Genomic DNA, 17958 nt, shown 5'->3' with positions numbered 1-17958 from the left:
CGGTCTGAAGATGACATGCCAGAGAGAGGCACTGACATGACACGGGAAAAGATCTATCTCTTCGACACGACCCTGCGCGACGGGCAGCAAACGCCCGGCGTGGATTTTTCCGTCGAAGACAAGATCGCCATCTCCAAGCTGCTGGACGACTTCGGCATCGATTATGTCGAGGGCGGCTATCCGGGCGCGAACCCGACGGATACGGCCTTTTTCGACAAGAAGCGCACCCGCGATGCCAAATTCGTCGCCTTCGGCATGACGAAACGCGCAGGGGTCTCTGCCGCCAATGATCCGGGTCTGGCCGCACTGTTGCAATCCAAAAGCGATGCCATCTGTCTTGTGGCAAAAAGCTGGGACTACCATGTGCGGGTGGCGCTCGGCTGCACCAATGAGGAAAATCTCCAATCGATCCGCGACAGCGTCGAGGCGGTCATCGCCTCAGGTCGCGAGGCGCTGATCGATTGCGAACATTTCTTCGATGGCTACAAGGCCAATCCGGATTATGCGCTGGCCTGCGCAACGACGGCGTACCAGGCCGGCGCCCGCTGGGTGGTGCTGTGCGATACCAATGGCGGCAGCCAGCCGCATGAGGTGCGCGCCATCGTCTCGGCCGTGATGGCCGCCGGTATTCCGGGCGATCACCTCGGCATCCATGCGCATGACGATACCGGCCAGGCGATTGCCAATTCGCTTGCCGCCGTGGAGGCTGGCGTGCGCCAGATCCAGGGCACGCTGAACGGTATCGGCGAGCGCTGCGGCAATGCCAATCTCATCACGCTGATTCCGACGCTGTCCCTGAAGGAAACCTATGCCAGCCGCTTCGAGACCGCGATCGATGCCGAGCGGCTGACGGAGCTGACGAAACTGTCGCACGCCTTCGACGAGCTGCTCAACCGCTCGCCCAATCATCAGGCGCCTTATGTCGGCGCCTCAGCCTTTGCCACAAAGGCCGGCATTCATGCTTCGGCGCTTCTGAAAGACCCGCGCACCTATGAACATGTGGTGCCGGAAAGCGTCGGCAATTTCCGCAAGGTCATGGTGTCGGATCAGGGCGGAAAATCAAACTTCCTCAACGCGCTGAAACGCCGCGGCATCGAGGTTTCCAAGGATGATCCGCGTCTCGACAGGCTGATCACCATTGTCAAGGAGCGCGAATCGGAAGGCTATGCCTATGAAGGGGCGGATGCGAGCTTTGAGCTTCTAGCCCGCCGCACGCTTGGCACCATTCCGGATTTCTTTGCCGTCGATGGTTTCCGCGTCATGGTGGAGCGGCGCTTCGATGCCAATGGCAAGATGAAGACCGTCTCGGAAGCCGTGGTGCGGCTTGTCATCGATGGCGAGCCGGTGATGTCGGTGGCGGAAGGCGACGGCCCGGTCAATGCGCTGGATCTGGCGCTGCGCAAGGATCTCGGCAAGTTCAACCGCGAGATAGAGGATCTGGAACTGGTGGATTACAAGGTGCGCATCCTGAACGGCGGCACCGAAGCCGTGACCCGCGTGCTGATTGAATCCATGGATGGCGATGGCACCCGCTGGTGGACGGTCGGCGTATCGGAAAACATCATCGACGCCTCTTTCCAGGCGCTGATCGATTCGATCGTCTACAAGCTGATGAAGAACCGCCACATGGCGGGGCGGCTGGCAGCGGAATAGTCAAATGGCCCTACAGGATCAAAGGACATTGAAGGAGAGGCCCCAGCCCTCCTCGCCATACCAATCCTGATCGGGTGCCACATCGCCCCAGCGCAGGCTGCGAACCTTCATATGTCCGCCGCCGCGAAAGGCGCGCATCAACCCCTCATGGCGACCTGGCGTCTCCTCCAGCCCTTCAGCCCAGACAAAGCTGACGCCCTGCAGGAAGCGCGCCTCGAAGCCGAATGTCCGGCGCTCGATCATCAGCATGCCGGCACGAGCCGTCACGCCGGTTCGGCGACCCGACGCATCAACGGCCGGAACTCCAAAGGGAAACAGCAGCCGGCCATTGAGGTGAAGACTGTCCACCCAGCGCGCCGGCGGATGATCGAGCGCGAAGTTGACATAGAGGACATCGGCCGGCTGCTGCGGCCAATCAAAGGCGCTGCCATGCACGACCGTCACCTGCGGGTAATGGGCAAGTGCAGCTTTCGCCATCTGCGCCAGTTTCGCGTCATATTCTACCGCCGTGACATGCCCGCTCTGTCCCACAAGCTCGGCCAGAATGGCCGAATAATAGCCGCTGCCGGCCCCCAGATGCACGACATGCTCGCCTTCCGTCACACGCAACTGGTGCAGAAGACCAGCATGCAGAGACGGGCTGCCATTGTTGACCGAACGCGACATATCAAGCCCGAGCAACACATCCTGATAGAGCACCACCGGATCCGCCGAGGGCAGCGCCCGGTAACGGTCCTGATCGCGGATATGCCATGGCGGTGGCCCGGCAAAGGCCTCTCGCGGCACACGGGCAAAGGCCTGCGCCAGCGGTTCATCTTGCTCGACAAAGGCGCGCGCCAGCATTTGCTGAGCATAGATACTGCGATGAAGGGGAATGCCACTCATTCGTGCTACTTCCGTTTGTGATCACGCGCAAAAGGTGTCGGATGAACGGCATTGATGCAAGCAGCAAACGAATGAATTGGCAGTGGCGGCTGTTCCGGCCTATGCAGGGGCCAAAGCAGCAAGAGGTCTCACGCATATGGCAACAGAAACGGCACAAGCGCCGGCACAGACCGGCGATACGCCGCAGGGCTTTGCCTATGCGCTCGCCGCCTATGGAATATGGGGCTTTCTACCGCTCTATCTGAAGGCGCTCGGGCATATTTCACCCTTCGAGGTTCTGGCGCATCGCGTCGTCTGGTCGCTGCCGTTTGCGGCCCTGATCCTGCTGATCACCAGGCGTTTCGGTGATATTCGGGCTGCCATGCGCTCTCGCCGCACCATGCTGATGGCGGCACTGACGGCAACGCTGATTACCATCAACTGGGTGACCTATGTCTACGCTGTCGGCTCAGGCCACGCGGTCGAAGGAGCGCTCGGCTATTTCATCAATCCGCTGTTCAGCATTCTTCTGGGCTCGATCCTGCTGAAGGAGCGGCTTGCGCCGGTGCAGATGGCGGCCATCGCGCTTGCTTTCGTGGCAGTCGGGATTCTCACCTGGGATGCCGGGCGCCTGCCGTGGATCTCGCTGACGCTGACCTTCAGCTGGGGTGCCTATGCCTTTTTGCGCAAGACGCTGCCGGTCGGCCCGAACCAGGGGTTTTTCCTCGAAGTGGCCATCCTGAGCTTTGCCGCCCTGCCCTATATCCTGTGGCTGGAGGCAAGCGGCACAGGGCATTTCACCCACGGAACAACATCCGATACCTGGCTGCTCGCCGCCGCTGGCATTGCGACCGCCGTGCCGCTGATGATCTATGCCAATGCGGCCAAGCTTCTGCGCCTCTCCACCATCGGGATCATGCAATATATCACGCCGACCATCATCTTCCTCATCGCCGTCTTCATCTTCCATGAGCCGATGAACCCGGTGAAGCTGTTTGCCTTTTCGCTGATCTGGGCAGCGCTGGCGCTCTACAGCTGGTCGATGCTGAAGGCCTACCGCGCCCGCTAAGAAAGGAATATCGATGCGTATCCTGGACATTCCCTTCGGCACCACCGATTGGGCGACCATTGCACCGACACAGCATGCCGGTGACACCGGCATGGCGACATGGCGAACGCAGAGATTCGGAGACATTCGCGTGCGGATGGTCGAGTACACGCCGGGCTATCTCGCCGACCACTGGTGCGAGAAAGGCCACATCCTCTTGTGCCTCTCCGGCGAACTGACGACGGAACTGGCGGACGGGCGCATCTTCGTTCTAAAGCCCGGCATGAGCTACCAGGTGGCCGATGGTGCCGAACCGCACCGGTCTTCGACCAAAACCGGCGCGACACTGTTTATTGTCGACTAAAGCTTTTCGATGACCGCCTCCTGCCCGTCATCCACCCGCTCGTCACCCACGGCATCGAGAATGGCCGGCACGATATCCTCGACCCGGTCGATGACCAGCGGCTGCACGAGATTGGCATTGTGGATGAAGCCCTGGCGCTTCATGTGGTCGATCAGTTCCAGCATCGGATCCCAGAAGCCGCCGATATTGGCAAATACCATCGGCTTGCGATGCCGGCCAAGCTGCGCCCAGGTCATGATCTCGACGATCTCTTCCAGCGTGCCGATGCCGCCCGGAAGCGTCACGAAAGCATCGGCGCGCTCGAACATCTTGTGTTTGCGCTCATGCATGTCCCTGGTGATGATCAACTCGTCCAACTGGCCGAGCGAATGGCGGGTCGCTTCCATATCGACCAGAAACTCGGGGATGATGCCCGTCACCTGCCCGCCATGCGACAGGACGCCCGACGCCACAGCCCCCATAATGCCCTTGGTGCCACCGCCATAAACGAGTCGCAGACCATGGGCGGCAATGGACTTGCCAAGCCCCCGGCCCGCCTCGAGATAGGCAGGATCACGGCCCGGCTGGGAGCCGCAGTAAGCGCAAATGGATCGAATTGGCACAGGATTCTCCGTCATTCATCACAGGCAACGACTAAGCGAGCCGTTCGACCTGCAAAACTGGCGGGAAATCAAGCTGTGAGCAAGTGCAAAACGGCCGGCATGCTTGTGAAGGCGGTGTGAAACCTGTAATTCCAAGAGAGTTTGGCGGTGATCCGTCTGGAGAGGTGCAATGATGAAAAACCGCGCTGGTTGGCTGGCGATTTCCGTGCTCGCGATTGCGACGATCCTGATGGTTTTCTTCGTCATGCCACGCCTTTCATCCGATACCAAGCCTGTCGGCGAGGTCATCAATGCGGCTGGACAGGAAATCAAGGATGCCGTCACGCAAGGTGGCGATGCCGCCCGCCAGCTCGTTGATCCCACACCGGAAAAGGCACCTGCCCAGGCCGCAAAGACCGATAGCCTGCCGGCACCGCAACCCGCAGCATCTAGCCCGGCCAAGACGGCGCTGATCATTCCAACCTTCGATGTTCTGCGCGTCGAGCCTGACGGTTCGACCGTGATTGCCGGTCGCGCCGAGCCGAAGGCCAAGCTCGAAGTGGCCGATCAGGTGGAAACCGTCGCAACGACCGGCGTAGACAAGGCCGGCGAGTTCGTCGCCATTCTCGACCAGCCGCTCGCGCCCGGCGACCACCAGCTTGTGCTGAAAGCAACCACGGAAGATGGCCGCACGGTGATGTCGGAGGAGATTGCCACCGTTTCCGTACCGGTAACCAAGGATGGCGAGCTGCTGGCGCTCGTCACCAAGCCCGGCGAAGCCAGCCGCATCCTTGCCATGCCGAATGTCAATCAGAAGACCAAGACCGAGCGCGTAGCGCTGGGCGGTGCGGAAACGGCCGCTCCCGCCCTGCCAGCGCCCGCTGCGCAGGCGTCGGCTGGCGTGGCAGCCGCACCGGTGGCGAGCCAGCCTGTGGCCCAGGTGGCAAAGCCGGTCGAGAGCGCTGCCGCTCCGGCCAACCCGGTACCGGATGCCGGCGATAAGCCGGCATTACAGGTAACTGCCGTCGAAATCGAGGGCGACCGCCTGTTCATCGCCGGCATTTCCAAGACCGGTGCGCGGCTGAAGGGCTATGCGGATGACCAGGCGATCGGTGAAGCGACCGCCGGCAGCGATGGCCATTTCGTCATCGACGGCATTATGCCGCTTTCCGTTGGCGAACACCGGATTGCCGTCGATCAGATTGGCGCCAATGGCAAGGTAATCGTGCGGGTCGAAGTGCCGTTCAACCGGCCGGCGGGCGAGCAGGTGGCAGCCGTGGCCACCGCACCGCAGGCTGGCGCATCAACGCTGACACAGATCGATGACGGCGCCTTTGACCGGCTGCGCAATGATGTCTCGCGCGCCTTCCAGCTGCTTGTCGCGCTTTATGCCGATGGCAAGATACCGACCGACGAACAGGTGGCGGCGGCGCGGTCCTCGATCTCCATAGCGTTGCGGTCGCTCAGCGAATACCGCCTGCCGGCTGGCGTCGATGCCAATACCAGCATGATTGCCGAAAATACGGTGAAGCAGGCCGCTGCAGCGCTTGCCGCGCTCGATGCCCTGCCCCGCGATGTTGCCTCGGTCGGCCAGAACCTCAAGGCAATCGGCGAAATGATTGCCCGTGCTGTCGGCCCCGTGCTGCCAAATGGTACGGTTGCACCGCTTGCCGCCGCCGCGACCGCTACGTCACAGCCATTGGCCAGTCGTACAATTGCACAGGCACCTTTGACGCAGAGCGAGGCTTCCTCTGTCATCATCCGCCGCGGCGACACGCTCTGGCAGATCTCGCGCCGCGTTTATGGACAGGGCGTGCGCTACACGACGATCTATCTCGCCAACCAGGACCAGATCGCCAATCCGAACCTGATCGAGCCCGGCCAGATCTTTGGCGTGCCGAAGGATGCGCTGCCGGATGATGAGGCGGAAAAACTGCATCGGCGCCTGAACCGCAGCTGATAAACAGCCACAATCGGCATGGCATTGACCGGAAGGCGTCGCGCAAGCGGCGCCTTCTCTACATGCGGACTTGCCATTCGTTGCAAAGTGCCTGGGTAAGGAATATGTGCAGGTCTCCTTCCGGAGGCATTCATGGCAGACAGACGCAAGACCGTATCGGCGGATTCAGGCAATCCGCTGGCAACGCTCGTAAACCTTTGGCCCTATATGTGGCCGTCCGGCCGGGCGGACCTGAAAGCGCGCGTGGTCTGGGCGACGGTCTTCCTGCTAATTGCCAAGCTGGTGCTGATAGGCGTTCCCTATTTCTTCAAATGGGCAACCGATGCGCTGAACGGAAAGCTGGACATGGTGGGCCTGCTGCCGGCCTTTCTGCTCGGCGCCGTGGCACTCGTCATCGCCTATAACCTCACGCGCATCGCGCAGCTGGGCCTCAACCAATTGCGTGATTCGCTGTTTGCCAGCGTCGGCCAGCATGCGGTGCGCCAGCTGGCCTACAAGACCTTCGTGCATATGCACCAATTGTCGCTGCGCTTTCACCTGGAGCGCAAGACGGGCGGCCTGTCACGCATCATCGAGCGTGGCACAAAGGGCATCGAAACGATCGTCCGGTTCACGATCCTCAATTCCGTGCCGACGCTGGTCGAGTTCCTGCTGACGGCAATCATCTTCTGGCATTCCTACGGCTTTGCCTATGTGGCGGTCACCGGCGTCACGGTCTGGGCCTATATCTGGTTCACCGTGAAGGCTTCCGACTGGCGCATCGCCATTCGCCGCTCGATGAATGCCAGCGATACGGATGCCAATACCAAGGCAATCGATTCGCTGCTGAACTTCGAGACGGTAAAATATTTCGGCAATGAAGACATGGAGGCCAGCCGCTTCGATGCCTCCATGGCCCGCTATGAGAAATCGGCCACCCAGGTCTGGACTTCGCTTGGCTGGCTGAACTTCGGCCAGGGGCTGATTTTCGGCCTTGGCACGACGGTGATGATGGTGATGTCGGCGCTGGCCGTGCAGCGCGGCGAACAGACGATTGGCGATTTCGTCTTCGTCAATGCGCTTTTGATCCAGCTGTCCGTGCCGCTGAATTTCATCGGCTTCGTCTACCGCGAAATCCGCCAGGGCCTCACCGATATTGAGCAGATGTTCGACCTTCTGGAGGTGGAAGCCGAGGTGGTGGACAGGCCGGATGCCAGGCCGCTTGCCATCCAGAACGGCAGCATCTCGTTCAAGAATGTTCACTTTTCCTATGATCCAGAGCGGCCGATCCTGAAGGGCGTCTCCTTCGAAGTGCCAGCCGGCAAGACGGTCGCCATTGTCGGCCCGTCGGGGGCTGGCAAATCCACCATATCGCGCCTGCTCTACCGCTTCTATGACGTGCAGTCGGGCTCGGTCGAAATCGACGGGCAGGATGTGCGCGACGTGACGCAGAAGAGCCTGCGCGCGGTGATCGGCATGGTTCCGCAGGATACGGTGCTGTTTAACGATACGATCGCCTACAATATCCGCTATGGCCGCCTGAGCGCTACGGAAGAGGACATGCTGGCCGCCGCCGACATTGCGCAGATCGGCCATTTCATCACCACCCTGCCCGATGGTTTCCAGACCATGGTGGGCGAGCGGGGTTTGAAGCTTTCCGGCGGCGAAAAGCAGCGTGTGGCCATTGCCCGCACCGTGCTCAAGGCGCCGCCGATCCTCATTCTCGACGAGGCAACCTCGGCGCTCGATACGACGACCGAGCAGGAAATCCAGGATGCGCTCGACCTTGTGTCGAAGAACCGCACGACGCTGGTGATTGCCCACCGGCTATCGACCGTCATCAATGCCGATGAAATCATCGTGTTGCGGGCCGGCGAGATTGCCGAGCGCGGTACGCATGCAGCGCTTCTGGAGCAGAACGGTCTCTATGCCTCGATGTGGAACCGCCAGCGTGAAGCAACGCAGGCCGAAGAGCATCTGCGCCAGGTGCGAGAAAGCGACGACATGGGCGTTGTGGTGCGGAAAACTCCAGCCGTTTGAGGCGTTTGGCACAGAGGCCGATCGGTCCAAGCGGCAACTTAGATCTTACTGCTTGCCGATGACATCCAACAGCGATCCGCTTGACCAGACTGCGACACGCGCCTACAGTTACATGTAACAGCTGTTGCGAGGTCGCCATGCCGACGCCTGTCAATCAAAGAGTGCAAAAGCGCAGGCAAGCATTGCGCGCAGCAGGCTTACGCCCGGTGCAGGTCTGGCTGCCGGACACCCGCCGGCCAGGGTTTGCCGAGGAATGTCGACGCCAGGCCCAGGTTACCGCTCATGCAGACGAAAGCGATCTGGATCTCAACATCTTTCTGGACGCTGCACTGTCAGAAATCGATGACGAGGAGCCTGCGTGAAGCGCGGCGATCTTGTCACCGTTGCTCTATCCGGTGATTTTGGCAAGCCTCGCCCGGCCCTCATCATTCAGGCGGATGCCTTCAACGAAACGGCAACAATCACCGTGCTTCTCCTCTCGGGCACGCTGGTGGATGCACCGCTGCTACGCCCTGAAGTCAATCCGACACCGGATAACGGGCTGAGAAAGCCGTCGCAGGTGATGATCGACAAGGTCATGACCGTGCAACGCGGTCGCGTAGGCGCACCCTTCGGCAGGCTCGACGATGAAACCCTGCTCTCCGTTACCCGTTCTTTGGCCGTCTTTTTCGGGATTGGGTAACGCATGTCGTAAACGGAACCACATTGCCCCCGGATGGGTTTGCCTGTAGTCAGCTAGGATCACGATCCAAGGCCGGACAATCTGGAGAACACCCGTTGGGCAATCTTTTCGACACTATCCGCAACACGCTCGTTCCGATCCACAAGGAAGGCTATATCTTTGTCATCGCCTTCTTCGTCGTATCCCTCGTTCTGGGGTTGATCGCGGCACCACTGTTCTGGATCGGCCTCATTCTGACGCTTTGGTGCGCCTATTTCTTCCGCGACCCGGAACGCGTCATTCCGCAGGATGACGATATCATCATCAGCCCGGCCGATGGCCGCGTGTCGTCTGTACAGATGGTGGTGCCGCCAGCCGAACTGGAGCTGGGCTCTGCGCCGATGCTGCGCATTTCCGTATTCATGAATGTGTTCGACTGCCATGTGAACCGTGCACCGGCGCGCGGCCGCATCAAGCAGATCGTCTATCGCCCCGGCCAGTTCGTCAATGCCGAACTCGACAAGGCAAGCGTCGACAACGAACGCAACGGTCTCGTTATCGAAACCAAGCATGGTGATCTGGGCGTAGTGCAGATCGCCGGTCTCGTCGCCCGTCGCATCCTGTGCTTCGTCCATCCCAACGAGCCGCTCGATGCGGGCGAGCGCTTCGGCCTCATCCGCTTCGGTTCGCGCGTCGATGTCTATGTGCCCGAAGGTGGCCAGCCGCGCGTTGCGCTCGGCCAACGCTGCATCTGCGGCGAAACGGTGATTGCCGAGTTCGGCTCGCCCAAGGGTCCGACCGTCAGCCGCCGCAACTGAGTGAACGGAGACTAGCATGCAGCCGAATGGCCATCCCGAACCGAACGACGACGATGCGGCCCGCGGCCCACGCCTGAGAGAGATCCCCCTTCGGCTGATGGTGCCCAACCTCATCACCGTGCTGGCGATCTGCGCCGGATTGACCGGCATTCGGCTGGCCTTCGAGGGGCGCTTCGAGCTTGCGGTCTCCATGGTGCTGCTTGCTGCCTTTCTCGACGGCATTGATGGCCGCGTGGCACGCGCGCTGAAAGCCACGTCGAAATTCGGCGTCCAGATGGATTCGCTGGCCGACATCATCAATTTCGGCGTGGCGCCGGCGCTGGTCCTCTATGTCTATATTCTCGACCGGGTCGGCTCGATCGGCTGGATCGCAGCACTTATCTACGCCATTGCTGCGGGCTTGCGGCTTGCCCGTTTCAACGTGATGGCGGACCGGGAATACAAGGCGAAGTGGCAGTCGGAATTCTTCGTCGGCGTTCCGGCGCCGATGGGCGCACTGCTCGTGCTTTTGCCGGTCTATCTCGGCTTTCTCGGCATGGAAGTGACCCGCCCCATCGCCTTTGCCGCCACCGCCTATACGGTGCTGATGGGCTATCTGCTCGTCAGCCGACTGCCCGTCTGGTCCGGGAAGTCCGAAACGCGGGTGCGCCGCGACCTCATGCTGCCGGTCCTGCTCTGCGGCGTGATCTATGTGGCGCTGCTGATGAGCTATACTTGGGAAGTGCTCTGCGTCACCACGCTCGCCTATCTGTGCATCCTGCCCTTCAGTGCGCGCGCCTGGAAGCGTCGCTATGGCACGCTGACCATCGAAGACGACCACGCAAACGTATAGTGCGTCGCAATAAGATAGCACTTAAAAAGCTTCGATTTATATTGCGCTGCAAAATAAAGCGTTGTTTTCACAACAGTTTGCGGCAAACAATGGTTAACGCATTACTGAAATATACAAGTTTTCTTGCCTGACAAAATTCCGCCCTGTTTTCTGACGATCAGGCCCACCGAACGCGATCACCAACAGAATCGCGCCGGCCTTTGGAGGAAAACAGTCATGGCAACCGAAAAGAAGAACACCCACACCGCCAAGCAGGATCTGCATGCACCGCTGCGTCCTCTGGGCATCAAGGCCGTTGTTGCAGCAGCATTGATGCTGAAGCGCAAGACCCTGAAATCGGCTTGAATTTTGGCGATCACCAGCGCGCGTTTGCGTAGAGCGGTGTTTTCAAAATAGCGAAAGCTGGCCGCCGTCTCCGGATGAGGCGGCCTTTTTTACCTTTGGCAGCGGCATAAGCGGCGCCACGGGCAATTGCAGGTCCGGCCCCATATTGGCAACCTTGTTGACCAGATCGGCAACCGGAATGGCCTCGAACAGATCATCCTGTGCCGGCTTCATCAGGGAGGCGACATCGCGCGGCTCCTGCGTCTTGCAATCCAGCCAGCGCGTAAAGTCCTGCGGATCGATCACCACCGGCATGCGCTCGTGAATGGGCGAGATGGCACCATTGGCACGGGTTGTCAGAATGGCTGCCGTGTCGACTTCCGATCCATCCGCCGATGCATAGGTTTCCATCAAGCCTGCAAAGGCCACCAGGCCACCGTGCTTCGGCCTGATCCAATAGGCCTGCGACTTGCCGCCTTCTTCCTTGGACGGGCGATGCCATTCGTAAAAACCTGAGGCCGGAACCAGCACGCGGCGATGGCGCATGGCGGCGCGAAACGAAGCCTTCTCGGCAGCCGTTTCGGCGCGCGCATTGATGAGCAGCGGAAAATCCTTCGGGTCCTTCACCCAACCCGGCAGAAAACCCCAGCGGGCCAGCATGGCGCGGCGGGACGGCAGATTGCTGCCGGGCGCCTGTCGCTCGCTTTCAACGACCAGCAAAATCGGCTGCGTCGGCGCGATATTATAGCGCTTGGGAAAATCGTCGATCTCGATGACGCTCAGAAATTCCAGGATGTCTTCCGGCGTCGCGGTCAGGGCGTAGCGTCCACACATGCAGGAGAAATGGCACCGGCCCTGCGCGGGGTCAAGCGTACAGCACAGACATGAAATGCTTGCGCGCGCGCAAGCCGCCTTTATGCTGGCCTGCATGACAATATCCGCTGCGTCTTTACCCGATCTGCAACTCGCCAATCCCTGCCCTGCCTCTTCCGCCATTCTGGAGCGCGACGGGCGTTACCTCTTGATCCGCAGGCGCAATCCGCCGGCGGCCGAACTGTTTGCCTTTCCGGGCGGACGCGCCGAACCGGGAGAAACGCCGGAAGAAACGGCGCTGCGCGAATTTCTGGAAGAGACCGGCATTGCCGCCCGCGAGCCTGAACTGTTTGCCACCTATGACTTGGAAACGCGCGATGAGGCGGGCCGGCTGATCAGCCACTTCTTCCTCTCGGTGTTTCGTGTCGTGGCGGATGGGGAGGTGGAAGCAATCGCCGCCGACGACGCGACGGATGCCGGCTGGTATAGCGTGGACGAGATCCGCCGCCTACCGGTGCCAGACAGCGTGCTGGAATGCGCCGAACGGCTGGCGGCACTGGAAAAGGCTCGCGAAGCCTCACCATAATATGCGGAAAATTGAAGCCCATGCCCCTCACCACCCGTCTTCTGCCGTTTGTCGTCATGTGCGCGCTCGCGGGCACCGCCTTTGCGCAAAAACCCGCCGCTGCGCCGAAGACCGCCCCGGAAGTAACCATACCGACAGAAGAAAAGCCCACGCCCTATGACGGACAGCTGTTGCGGCTTGCGGAAATTCTCGGCTCCGTCCACTACCTCAGAACGCTTTGCGGAGCCGATTCGGCCGATTGGCGCACCTCCATGCAGACACTTCTGGATGCTGAGACCGTCAATGAACCGCAGCGGCGTGAGAGACTGACGGCGTCGTTCAACCGGGGTTATCGGGCCTTTGCGGCAGTGCACACATCGTGCACGCCGGCTGCCCGGACGGCGGAAGAACGCTACCGTAACGAAGGTGCAACACTGGCTGGCGAAATCGCGGCACGCTACGGAAATTAGGTCTTTATTTACCTGTTTGACCGGGCGGGCGTGTCGTTTTGATAAAAGGCTGCTAGTGTTGTTAACGTGCCGGTAACAACAGGCACCCCTTGAAAGAGGACGTAACATGCAGACAGCGCGCAACGACATCGACGACATGATTGTGCACGAAAAGATGCAGGCAGCGCTGGAATACCAGAACGAAGCCTGGGCTGACGGGCGTGCAGACGGCATCGAGCCGGAAATCATCGCAGACGCAGCTATTGCGCTTGCCATGCGCGAAACCATCCGCATTCACGGTGAAGACGGTGCGGAAGCCATGCTGGAATCGCTGCGCGCCCGCATGCTTGCCGGCGAGTTTTCGCCTGAGCGGACCGTGCAGTAAACCATTGAACTGACTTATCATCCGACTTTGCAGCAGACTGGCCATCATTCCTGAAAGACGACCCATGAACACCGATGTGGCGATCAAGGCTGGCCCCTTTTTCCGGACCCTGGCGCTTGCGGCCGGCCTTGCCGGCAGCGTGCTGATGGTAAGTGTCGCAGGCCCGGCGCTTGCGCTGTCCGGCACAAGCGTGCCGGAAGCGGCACCGGCCGAGGAAAAGGCTCCGGCAACGGGACTTCCCCTGCCCGAGCCTCTGGTCAAGCCGAGCAGCGCACAGGCCGCAACGAACGACAGCGGTAGTGACGCGTCCACACCGAAGATCGAGATCCTGCAGGATCTGAGCAAGCTTCCGGAAGCGGTGCGCAAGACGCGCCAGGCGCTGGTCGAGGCGGCTGCTTCCGGTGATGTGGAACGGTTGCGCCCGCTGATGGCCTTTGATCCGGATGTGATGCAGCAGCTGGAGGCCGATGGCGGCAATCCGGTCGAATCCTTCAAGAGCCTGTCGGGCGATCCCGATGGACTGGAGATCCTTGCCATCATTCTCGACATACTGCAGACGGGTGCCGCCCATGTGGGCATCGGTACGCCGGACGAGATGTATGTCTGGCCCTATTTCGTCGGGAAACCGCTGGCCGGGCTCAGCGCGCCGGAAAAGGTGGAGCTGCTGCGTATCATCACCGCCGGCGATCTGGTGACCATGCAGGAAACCAACAATTACAATTTCTACCGCGTCGGCATCGCAGTCGATGGCCGGTGGCGACTGTTTGCCGGCGGCGACTGATATCGCTCGGCCACGCCCAAGCGACTTGCCTTGGCTTTCGCTTGTGCCTATCTCTGGCGCACAGAACCGGATTCATCCTGCCATGCCCGTCGCCTTCCTTGCCCATCGCAGTCTTGTCCTTGTTGAAGGCACAGATGCGCAGACCCTGCTCCAGGGTATCATCACCACAGATGTCGACAGTCTGGCCACCGGCGAGGCACGCACCGGTGCACTTCTCACGCCACAGGGCAAGATCCTGTTCGACTTCATCATCTGGCGCACGGCTTCAGGCTTTGCGCTGGAATGCGACAGCGCCCAGCGCGAGGCCCTGCTGCGCCGACTGACCATGTACAAGCTGCGCGCCGCCGTGACCCTGTCTCCCGGTGATGATGGCGTCACCGTCACCTGGGGTGATCACCCAGACTCTGCGGCAGGCGTGGCCGATACGGCCTTCGCAAAGGCCGGCATTGTGCTGCAGCGCATGCCCGGCGGGTCCGGCCCCGATGGCAGGGCGGACTACGATGTCCTGCGCATCCAGGCCGGCCTCGTCTCATCTGGCGCCGACTACGCGCTGCAAGACGCCTTCCCCCACGATATCCTGCTCGATCGCGATGGCGGGCTCTCCTTCCGCAAGGGCTGCTATGTCGGCCAGGAAGTGGTGTCGCGCATGCAGCATCGCGGAACGGCACGCCGCCGCGTGGTGCAGGTGTCTGCCGAAACGGAACTGCCAGCCAGCGGCACCGAATTGATGGCCGCCGGAAAGCCGGTCGGCACGCTTGGAACCGTTGCGGGCGCGCGTGGCCTTGCCATTGTGCGCATAGACCGGGTCGGGGACGCATTGGCACGCGGCGTTCCAGTCACTGCCAATGATGTCGCCGTCACGCTGTCGCTCCCGGCATGGACAGGGCTTGCCTTTCCGGTTGAGGCGCAAGAGGCAGAGACGTGAGCGGTAGCCTGTCCTCTGCCCGCGCCTGGCAGCGCATGCTATCCGGCCGGCGCCTCGACCTGCTCGACCCGTCACCGCTTGACGTGGAAATCGCCGATATTGCCCATGGTTTGGCCCGCGTTGCGCGGTGGAACGGCCAGACACGCGGCGACCACGCCTATTCGGTGGCGCAGCACAGCTTGGCGGTGGAGGAAATCTTTCGCCTCGCCAACCCTAACGCCTCGACGACCGACCTGTTGATGACGCTGCTGCATGATGCGCCGGAATATGTGATCGGCGACATGATCTCGCCCTTCAAGGCCGTCGTCGGTGGCGGCTACAAGGCGGTTGAAAAGCGGCTGGAAGCGGCGGTGCATCTGCGGTTCGGCCTGCCGCCGCATCCCACGGCGACGCTGAAGACACGCATCAAGAAGGCCGATACGATGGCCGCCTTCTTCGAAGCAACCGAGCTTGCCGGTTTTTCGACGGAAGAAGCCCAGAAATTCTTCGGCACCCCGCGCGGCGTGACCCGCGACATGCTGCGCATCGAACCGATGGCGGCAACCGAGGCGCAAAGCCTGTTTCTGGCACGCTTCCAGGCGCTCGATACCTCCCGCCTGCAGGAAACCTCTACCGGAGCGCGCCCCGCATGAGAGCCATCATCGTCTGCCCGCTCTCCCATATTGCCGAGCTAGCGGTGCGCCACCGCGCAAGCGAAATGGTCAGCCTGATGGCGGAAGGCCAGGATTTCCACCGGCCGGGCGTCATTCGCGCCGAACGCCACCTGAAGCTTGCCATGAACGATATCGCCTTTGCTGGTACCGGCGATCTGATTGCGCCGAGCACGCAGCATGTGGAGGAGCTGATCGCCTTCGTGAAGGACTGGGACCAGACGGCGCCGCTCGTCATCCATTGCTGGATGGGCGTATCGCGCTCGCCGGCCGCTGCCGTAATCGCATCCCTGTCGCTTGATCCGGACCAGGATGAATTTGCACTGGCAAACCGGCTGCGGCAGGTTGCCCCGCATGCGACGCCCAATAGCCGGCTGATCGAATTTGGCGACAAGGCGCTTTCCCGCAATGGCCGGCTGGTCGCTGCGATCAAGTCCATCGGCCGCGGTGCTGAAACGGATGGCCGGGCAAGCTTCGTTCTGCCGCTGACAGACTGATTGGAAATGCATTCAGCATTGATAGAGTGCCAGCCGTCACCGAAGATATCAGTGACGGCGGGCTGGCCTTTTACTGCGCCATCGTCGAGCGGTGCGCCCAGCCGGTCATGCGCTTTTCGATCCAGGCCATCAGCGCGTACATGACGATACCTTCGAAGGCGAGCATCAAGAGGCCCGCAAACACCAGCGGCACGTTGAACTGGCTCTGCGCCGAGCTCATCATATTGCCAAGACCGTAATTGGAGGCGACGGTTTCCGAGACGACCGAACCGACGAAGGCGAGCGTGATCGCCACCTTCAGCGAGCCGAAAAAGTAGGGCATGGAGCGCGGAATGCCGACTTTCAGCATGATATCCATCTTGCGGGCGCCGAGCGCACGCAGAACGTCCTCGGTTTCCGGCTCGATCGTGGCAAGCCCGGTCGCGACATTCACAACGATGGGAAAGAAGGAGATGAGGAAGGCCGTCAGCACCGCCGGCACTGTGCCAATACCGAACCAGATGACGAGGATGGGCACCAGCGCCACTTTCGGAATGGCATTAAAGCCGATCATCAGCGGATAGAGCCCCGCATAGATGGTCTTCGACCAGCCGATGAAGAGGCCGATGCCAAGCCCGGCCACAACGGCAATCGCAAAACCCATGGTCGTGGTGTAAAGCGTCTGGACAGAATTCTTCCAGATCGGCGACCAATATTTGACGATGGCGGCAAACACATCGGTCGGGGCCGGCAGAATGGTCGGTGGCATATCGAGGGCGATGACCAGCAGTTCCCAGAGGACAAACAGGCCGATCGTGTAAAGCCAGGGGGCGGCACGCACCCAGTTGATGCGGGCCATCACCGGCTTGCGCGGCGTGGCAAGGCTTGCGGAATTGTCTGAAAGCGCGCTCATGCCACTACCCTCGCCTTGGCGATTTCCCCGTGCAACTCATGCACCATGTCGTTGAAGCGCGTCTCGTACATGATCTCCAGATCGCGCGGACGCTCGAAGGGCACATAGTGTTCTTTCAGGATCCGGCCCGGACGCGCTGTCATGACGAAGATCTTGTCGGCAAGGAAGACCGCCTCGCGCAGGTCATGCGTGACGAGCACGATGGTGACGCCCTGGGCCGCATGCAGATCGCGGATGACGCACCAGAGTTCCTCGCGGGTAAAGGCATCCAGCGCGCCGAAGGGCTCGTCCAGCATCAACAGGTCCGGCTCATGGATCAGGGCGCGACAGAGATTGGCGCGCTGCTGCATGCCGCCCGAAAGCTGCCAGGGAAATTTCGAGCCGAAACCCTTCAAGCCGACGATCTCCAGCAGGTTTTCCGCCTTCTCGACATATTCTATCTTGTTGGCGCGCAGGCGATGGCGGTGCCTTTCGACAATTTCCAGCGGCAACAGGATGTTTTCGAGCGTCGTGCGCCAGGGCAGCATTGTCGGGTTCTGGAACGCCATGCCGACGATGGAGACGGGTTTCGTCACCTGCTGACCGGCCACGACGACAACACCGGTCTGGGGAATATGCAGACCGGTCACCAGCTTCATCAGCGTGGACTTGCCGCAGCCTGACGGCCCGACCACAGCGGTAAATTCACCCTTATCGACCCGCATGGTGAGGCCGGCAACGGCCAGCGTGCCTTCCGCGCCGCCATAGCGCATATCGACATTATCGATGGAAACGAGGTGGGACATGTTTTCTCCGTCCAGTCTCATGCAGGCCCAAAGACCCCCTCTGGCCTGCCGGCCATCTCCCCACAAGGGGGGAGAAGACGCGGGGCACCCGC

General features: G+C 61.1%; 22 protein-coding genes. 17 read left to right on the top strand and 5 right to left on the bottom strand.

Annotated features, from left to right (window positions below; all coding sequences use genetic code 11):
* Positions 1–36 precede the first annotated feature (36 nt).
* The gene (gene cimA, locus E8M77_RS22495) at positions 37–1653 is read left to right on the top strand and encodes a citramalate synthase (RefSeq protein WP_137132840.1); all 1617 of its coding nucleotides are present in this window, start codon (positions 37–39) and stop codon (positions 1651–1653) included.
* Between the two features lie 18 nt (positions 1654–1671).
* Here cimA and E8M77_RS22490 read toward each other — a convergent pair whose 3' ends face one another.
* A complete protein-coding gene (locus E8M77_RS22490) occupies positions 1672–2538 on the bottom strand; it encodes a methyltransferase domain-containing protein (RefSeq protein ID WP_137132839.1) in 867 nt (288 codons plus the stop codon).
* Between the two features lie 136 nt (positions 2539–2674).
* On the opposite strand from E8M77_RS22490, the gene rarD reads away from it, so the two are divergent.
* Positions 2675–3586, top strand: a complete 912-nt coding sequence (rarD, locus tag E8M77_RS22485; protein ID WP_137132838.1) for an EamA family transporter RarD — start codon at positions 2675–2677, stop codon at positions 3584–3586.
* A 13-nt stretch (positions 3587–3599) separates the two neighbouring features.
* A complete protein-coding gene (locus E8M77_RS22480) occupies positions 3600–3929 on the top strand; it encodes a DHCW motif cupin fold protein (protein WP_137132837.1) in 330 nt (109 codons plus the stop codon).
* On the opposite strand, the gene E8M77_RS22475 is transcribed toward E8M77_RS22480, so the two are convergent.
* Positions 3926–4546, bottom strand: coding sequence for a TIGR00730 family Rossman fold protein (locus E8M77_RS22475; RefSeq protein ID WP_137132836.1), 621 nt, complete (start codon positions 4544–4546; stop codon positions 3926–3928). The genes E8M77_RS22480 and E8M77_RS22475 overlap by 4 nt on opposite strands.
* Before the next feature lie 154 nt (positions 4547–4700).
* Here E8M77_RS22475 and E8M77_RS22470 point away from each other — a divergent pair, with 154 nt between their 5' ends.
* The 7 genes from E8M77_RS22470 (at position 4701) to E8M77_RS24440 (ending at position 11145) form a co-directional block, all read left to right on the top strand.
* The gene (locus E8M77_RS22470) at positions 4701–6470 is read left to right on the top strand and encodes a LysM peptidoglycan-binding domain-containing protein (RefSeq protein ID WP_137132835.1); all 1770 of its coding nucleotides are present in this window, start codon (positions 4701–4703) and stop codon (positions 6468–6470) included.
* A 132-nt stretch (positions 6471–6602) separates the two neighbouring features.
* Complete coding sequence (locus tag E8M77_RS22465) at positions 6603–8489, top strand: ABC transporter ATP-binding protein/permease (RefSeq protein WP_137132834.1); 1887 nt, start codon at positions 6603–6605, stop codon at positions 8487–8489.
* 137 nt (positions 8490–8626) lie between these two features.
* A complete protein-coding gene (locus E8M77_RS22460; protein WP_137132833.1) occupies positions 8627–8851 on the top strand; it encodes an antitoxin MazE family protein in 225 nt (74 codons plus the stop codon).
* Positions 8848–9171 (top strand): type II toxin-antitoxin system PemK/MazF family toxin, encoded by a 324-nt coding sequence (locus E8M77_RS22455; protein ID WP_137132832.1) that lies wholly within the window; start codon positions 8848–8850, stop codon positions 9169–9171. The genes E8M77_RS22460 and E8M77_RS22455 overlap by 4 nt, the downstream gene beginning before the upstream one ends.
* Before the next feature lie 95 nt (positions 9172–9266).
* Complete coding sequence (locus E8M77_RS22450; RefSeq protein ID WP_137132831.1) at positions 9267–9968, top strand: phosphatidylserine decarboxylase; 702 nt, start codon at positions 9267–9269, stop codon at positions 9966–9968.
* A gap of 16 nt (positions 9969–9984) precedes the next feature.
* Positions 9985–10800 (top strand): CDP-diacylglycerol--serine O-phosphatidyltransferase, encoded by an 816-nt coding sequence (pssA, locus tag E8M77_RS22445; RefSeq protein WP_137132830.1) that lies wholly within the window; start codon positions 9985–9987, stop codon positions 10798–10800.
* 216 nt (positions 10801–11016) lie between these two features.
* Positions 11017–11145, top strand: coding sequence for a hypothetical protein (locus tag E8M77_RS24440; protein ID WP_281408216.1), 129 nt, complete (start codon positions 11017–11019; stop codon positions 11143–11145).
* 42 nt (positions 11146–11187) lie between these two features.
* On the opposite strand, the gene E8M77_RS22440 is transcribed toward E8M77_RS24440, so the two are convergent.
* The gene (locus E8M77_RS22440) at positions 11188–11958 is read right to left on the bottom strand and encodes an SOS response-associated peptidase (RefSeq protein WP_137132829.1); all 771 of its coding nucleotides are present in this window, start codon (positions 11956–11958) and stop codon (positions 11188–11190) included.
* A gap of 94 nt (positions 11959–12052) precedes the next feature.
* Between E8M77_RS22440 and E8M77_RS22435 the strand changes: the two genes are divergently transcribed.
* From E8M77_RS22435 to E8M77_RS22405, 7 genes are all read left to right on the top strand, one after another.
* Positions 12053–12523, top strand: coding sequence for an NUDIX domain-containing protein (locus tag E8M77_RS22435; protein WP_137132828.1), 471 nt, complete (start codon positions 12053–12055; stop codon positions 12521–12523).
* Positions 12524–12543: 20 nt separating this feature from the next.
* Positions 12544–12972 carry a TIGR02301 family protein gene (locus E8M77_RS22430; protein WP_246659367.1) on the top strand — a complete coding sequence of 143 codons (429 nt, stop codon included), beginning with the start codon at positions 12544–12546 and terminating at the stop codon, positions 12970–12972.
* Between the two features lie 106 nt (positions 12973–13078).
* Positions 13079–13336, top strand: a complete 258-nt coding sequence (locus E8M77_RS22425) for a hypothetical protein (protein WP_137132827.1) — start codon at positions 13079–13081, stop codon at positions 13334–13336.
* A 64-nt stretch (positions 13337–13400) separates the two neighbouring features.
* On the top strand, positions 13401–14117 hold the full coding sequence (locus E8M77_RS22420) for a hypothetical protein (protein ID WP_137132826.1): 717 nt from the start codon (positions 13401–13403) through the stop codon (positions 14115–14117).
* An 82-nt stretch (positions 14118–14199) separates the two neighbouring features.
* Positions 14200–15042, top strand: coding sequence for a folate-binding protein YgfZ (locus E8M77_RS22415; protein WP_137132825.1), 843 nt, complete (start codon positions 14200–14202; stop codon positions 15040–15042).
* A 35-nt stretch (positions 15043–15077) separates the two neighbouring features.
* The gene (locus tag E8M77_RS22410; protein ID WP_137133082.1) at positions 15078–15674 is read left to right on the top strand and encodes an HD family hydrolase; all 597 of its coding nucleotides are present in this window, start codon (positions 15078–15080) and stop codon (positions 15672–15674) included.
* Entirely contained in the window at positions 15671–16189 is a 519-nt protein-coding gene (locus tag E8M77_RS22405) for a tyrosine phosphatase family protein (protein WP_137132824.1), read from the top strand. The genes E8M77_RS22410 and E8M77_RS22405 overlap by 4 nt, the downstream gene beginning before the upstream one ends.
* Before the next feature lie 70 nt (positions 16190–16259).
* On the opposite strand, the gene E8M77_RS22400 is transcribed toward E8M77_RS22405, so the two are convergent.
* Together E8M77_RS22400 and E8M77_RS22395 are read right to left on the bottom strand one after the other, a co-directional pair.
* Positions 16260–17081, bottom strand: coding sequence for an ABC transporter permease (locus E8M77_RS22400; RefSeq protein ID WP_137132823.1), 822 nt, complete (start codon positions 17079–17081; stop codon positions 16260–16262).
* The gene (locus E8M77_RS22395) at positions 17078–17866 is read right to left on the bottom strand and encodes an ABC transporter ATP-binding protein (RefSeq protein ID WP_170975971.1); all 789 of its coding nucleotides are present in this window, start codon (positions 17864–17866) and stop codon (positions 17078–17080) included. The genes E8M77_RS22400 and E8M77_RS22395 overlap by 4 nt, the downstream gene beginning before the upstream one ends.
* Positions 17867–17958: the final 92 nt, after the last annotated feature.

The sequence above is a fragment of the Rhizobium sp. FY34 genome, from assembly GCF_005222845.1.
Classification (GTDB): domain Bacteria; phylum Pseudomonadota; class Alphaproteobacteria; order Rhizobiales; family Rhizobiaceae; genus Neorhizobium.
Note: the sequence above shows the minus strand (reverse complement) of the source record. Positions and strands in the feature narration are given on the sequence as shown.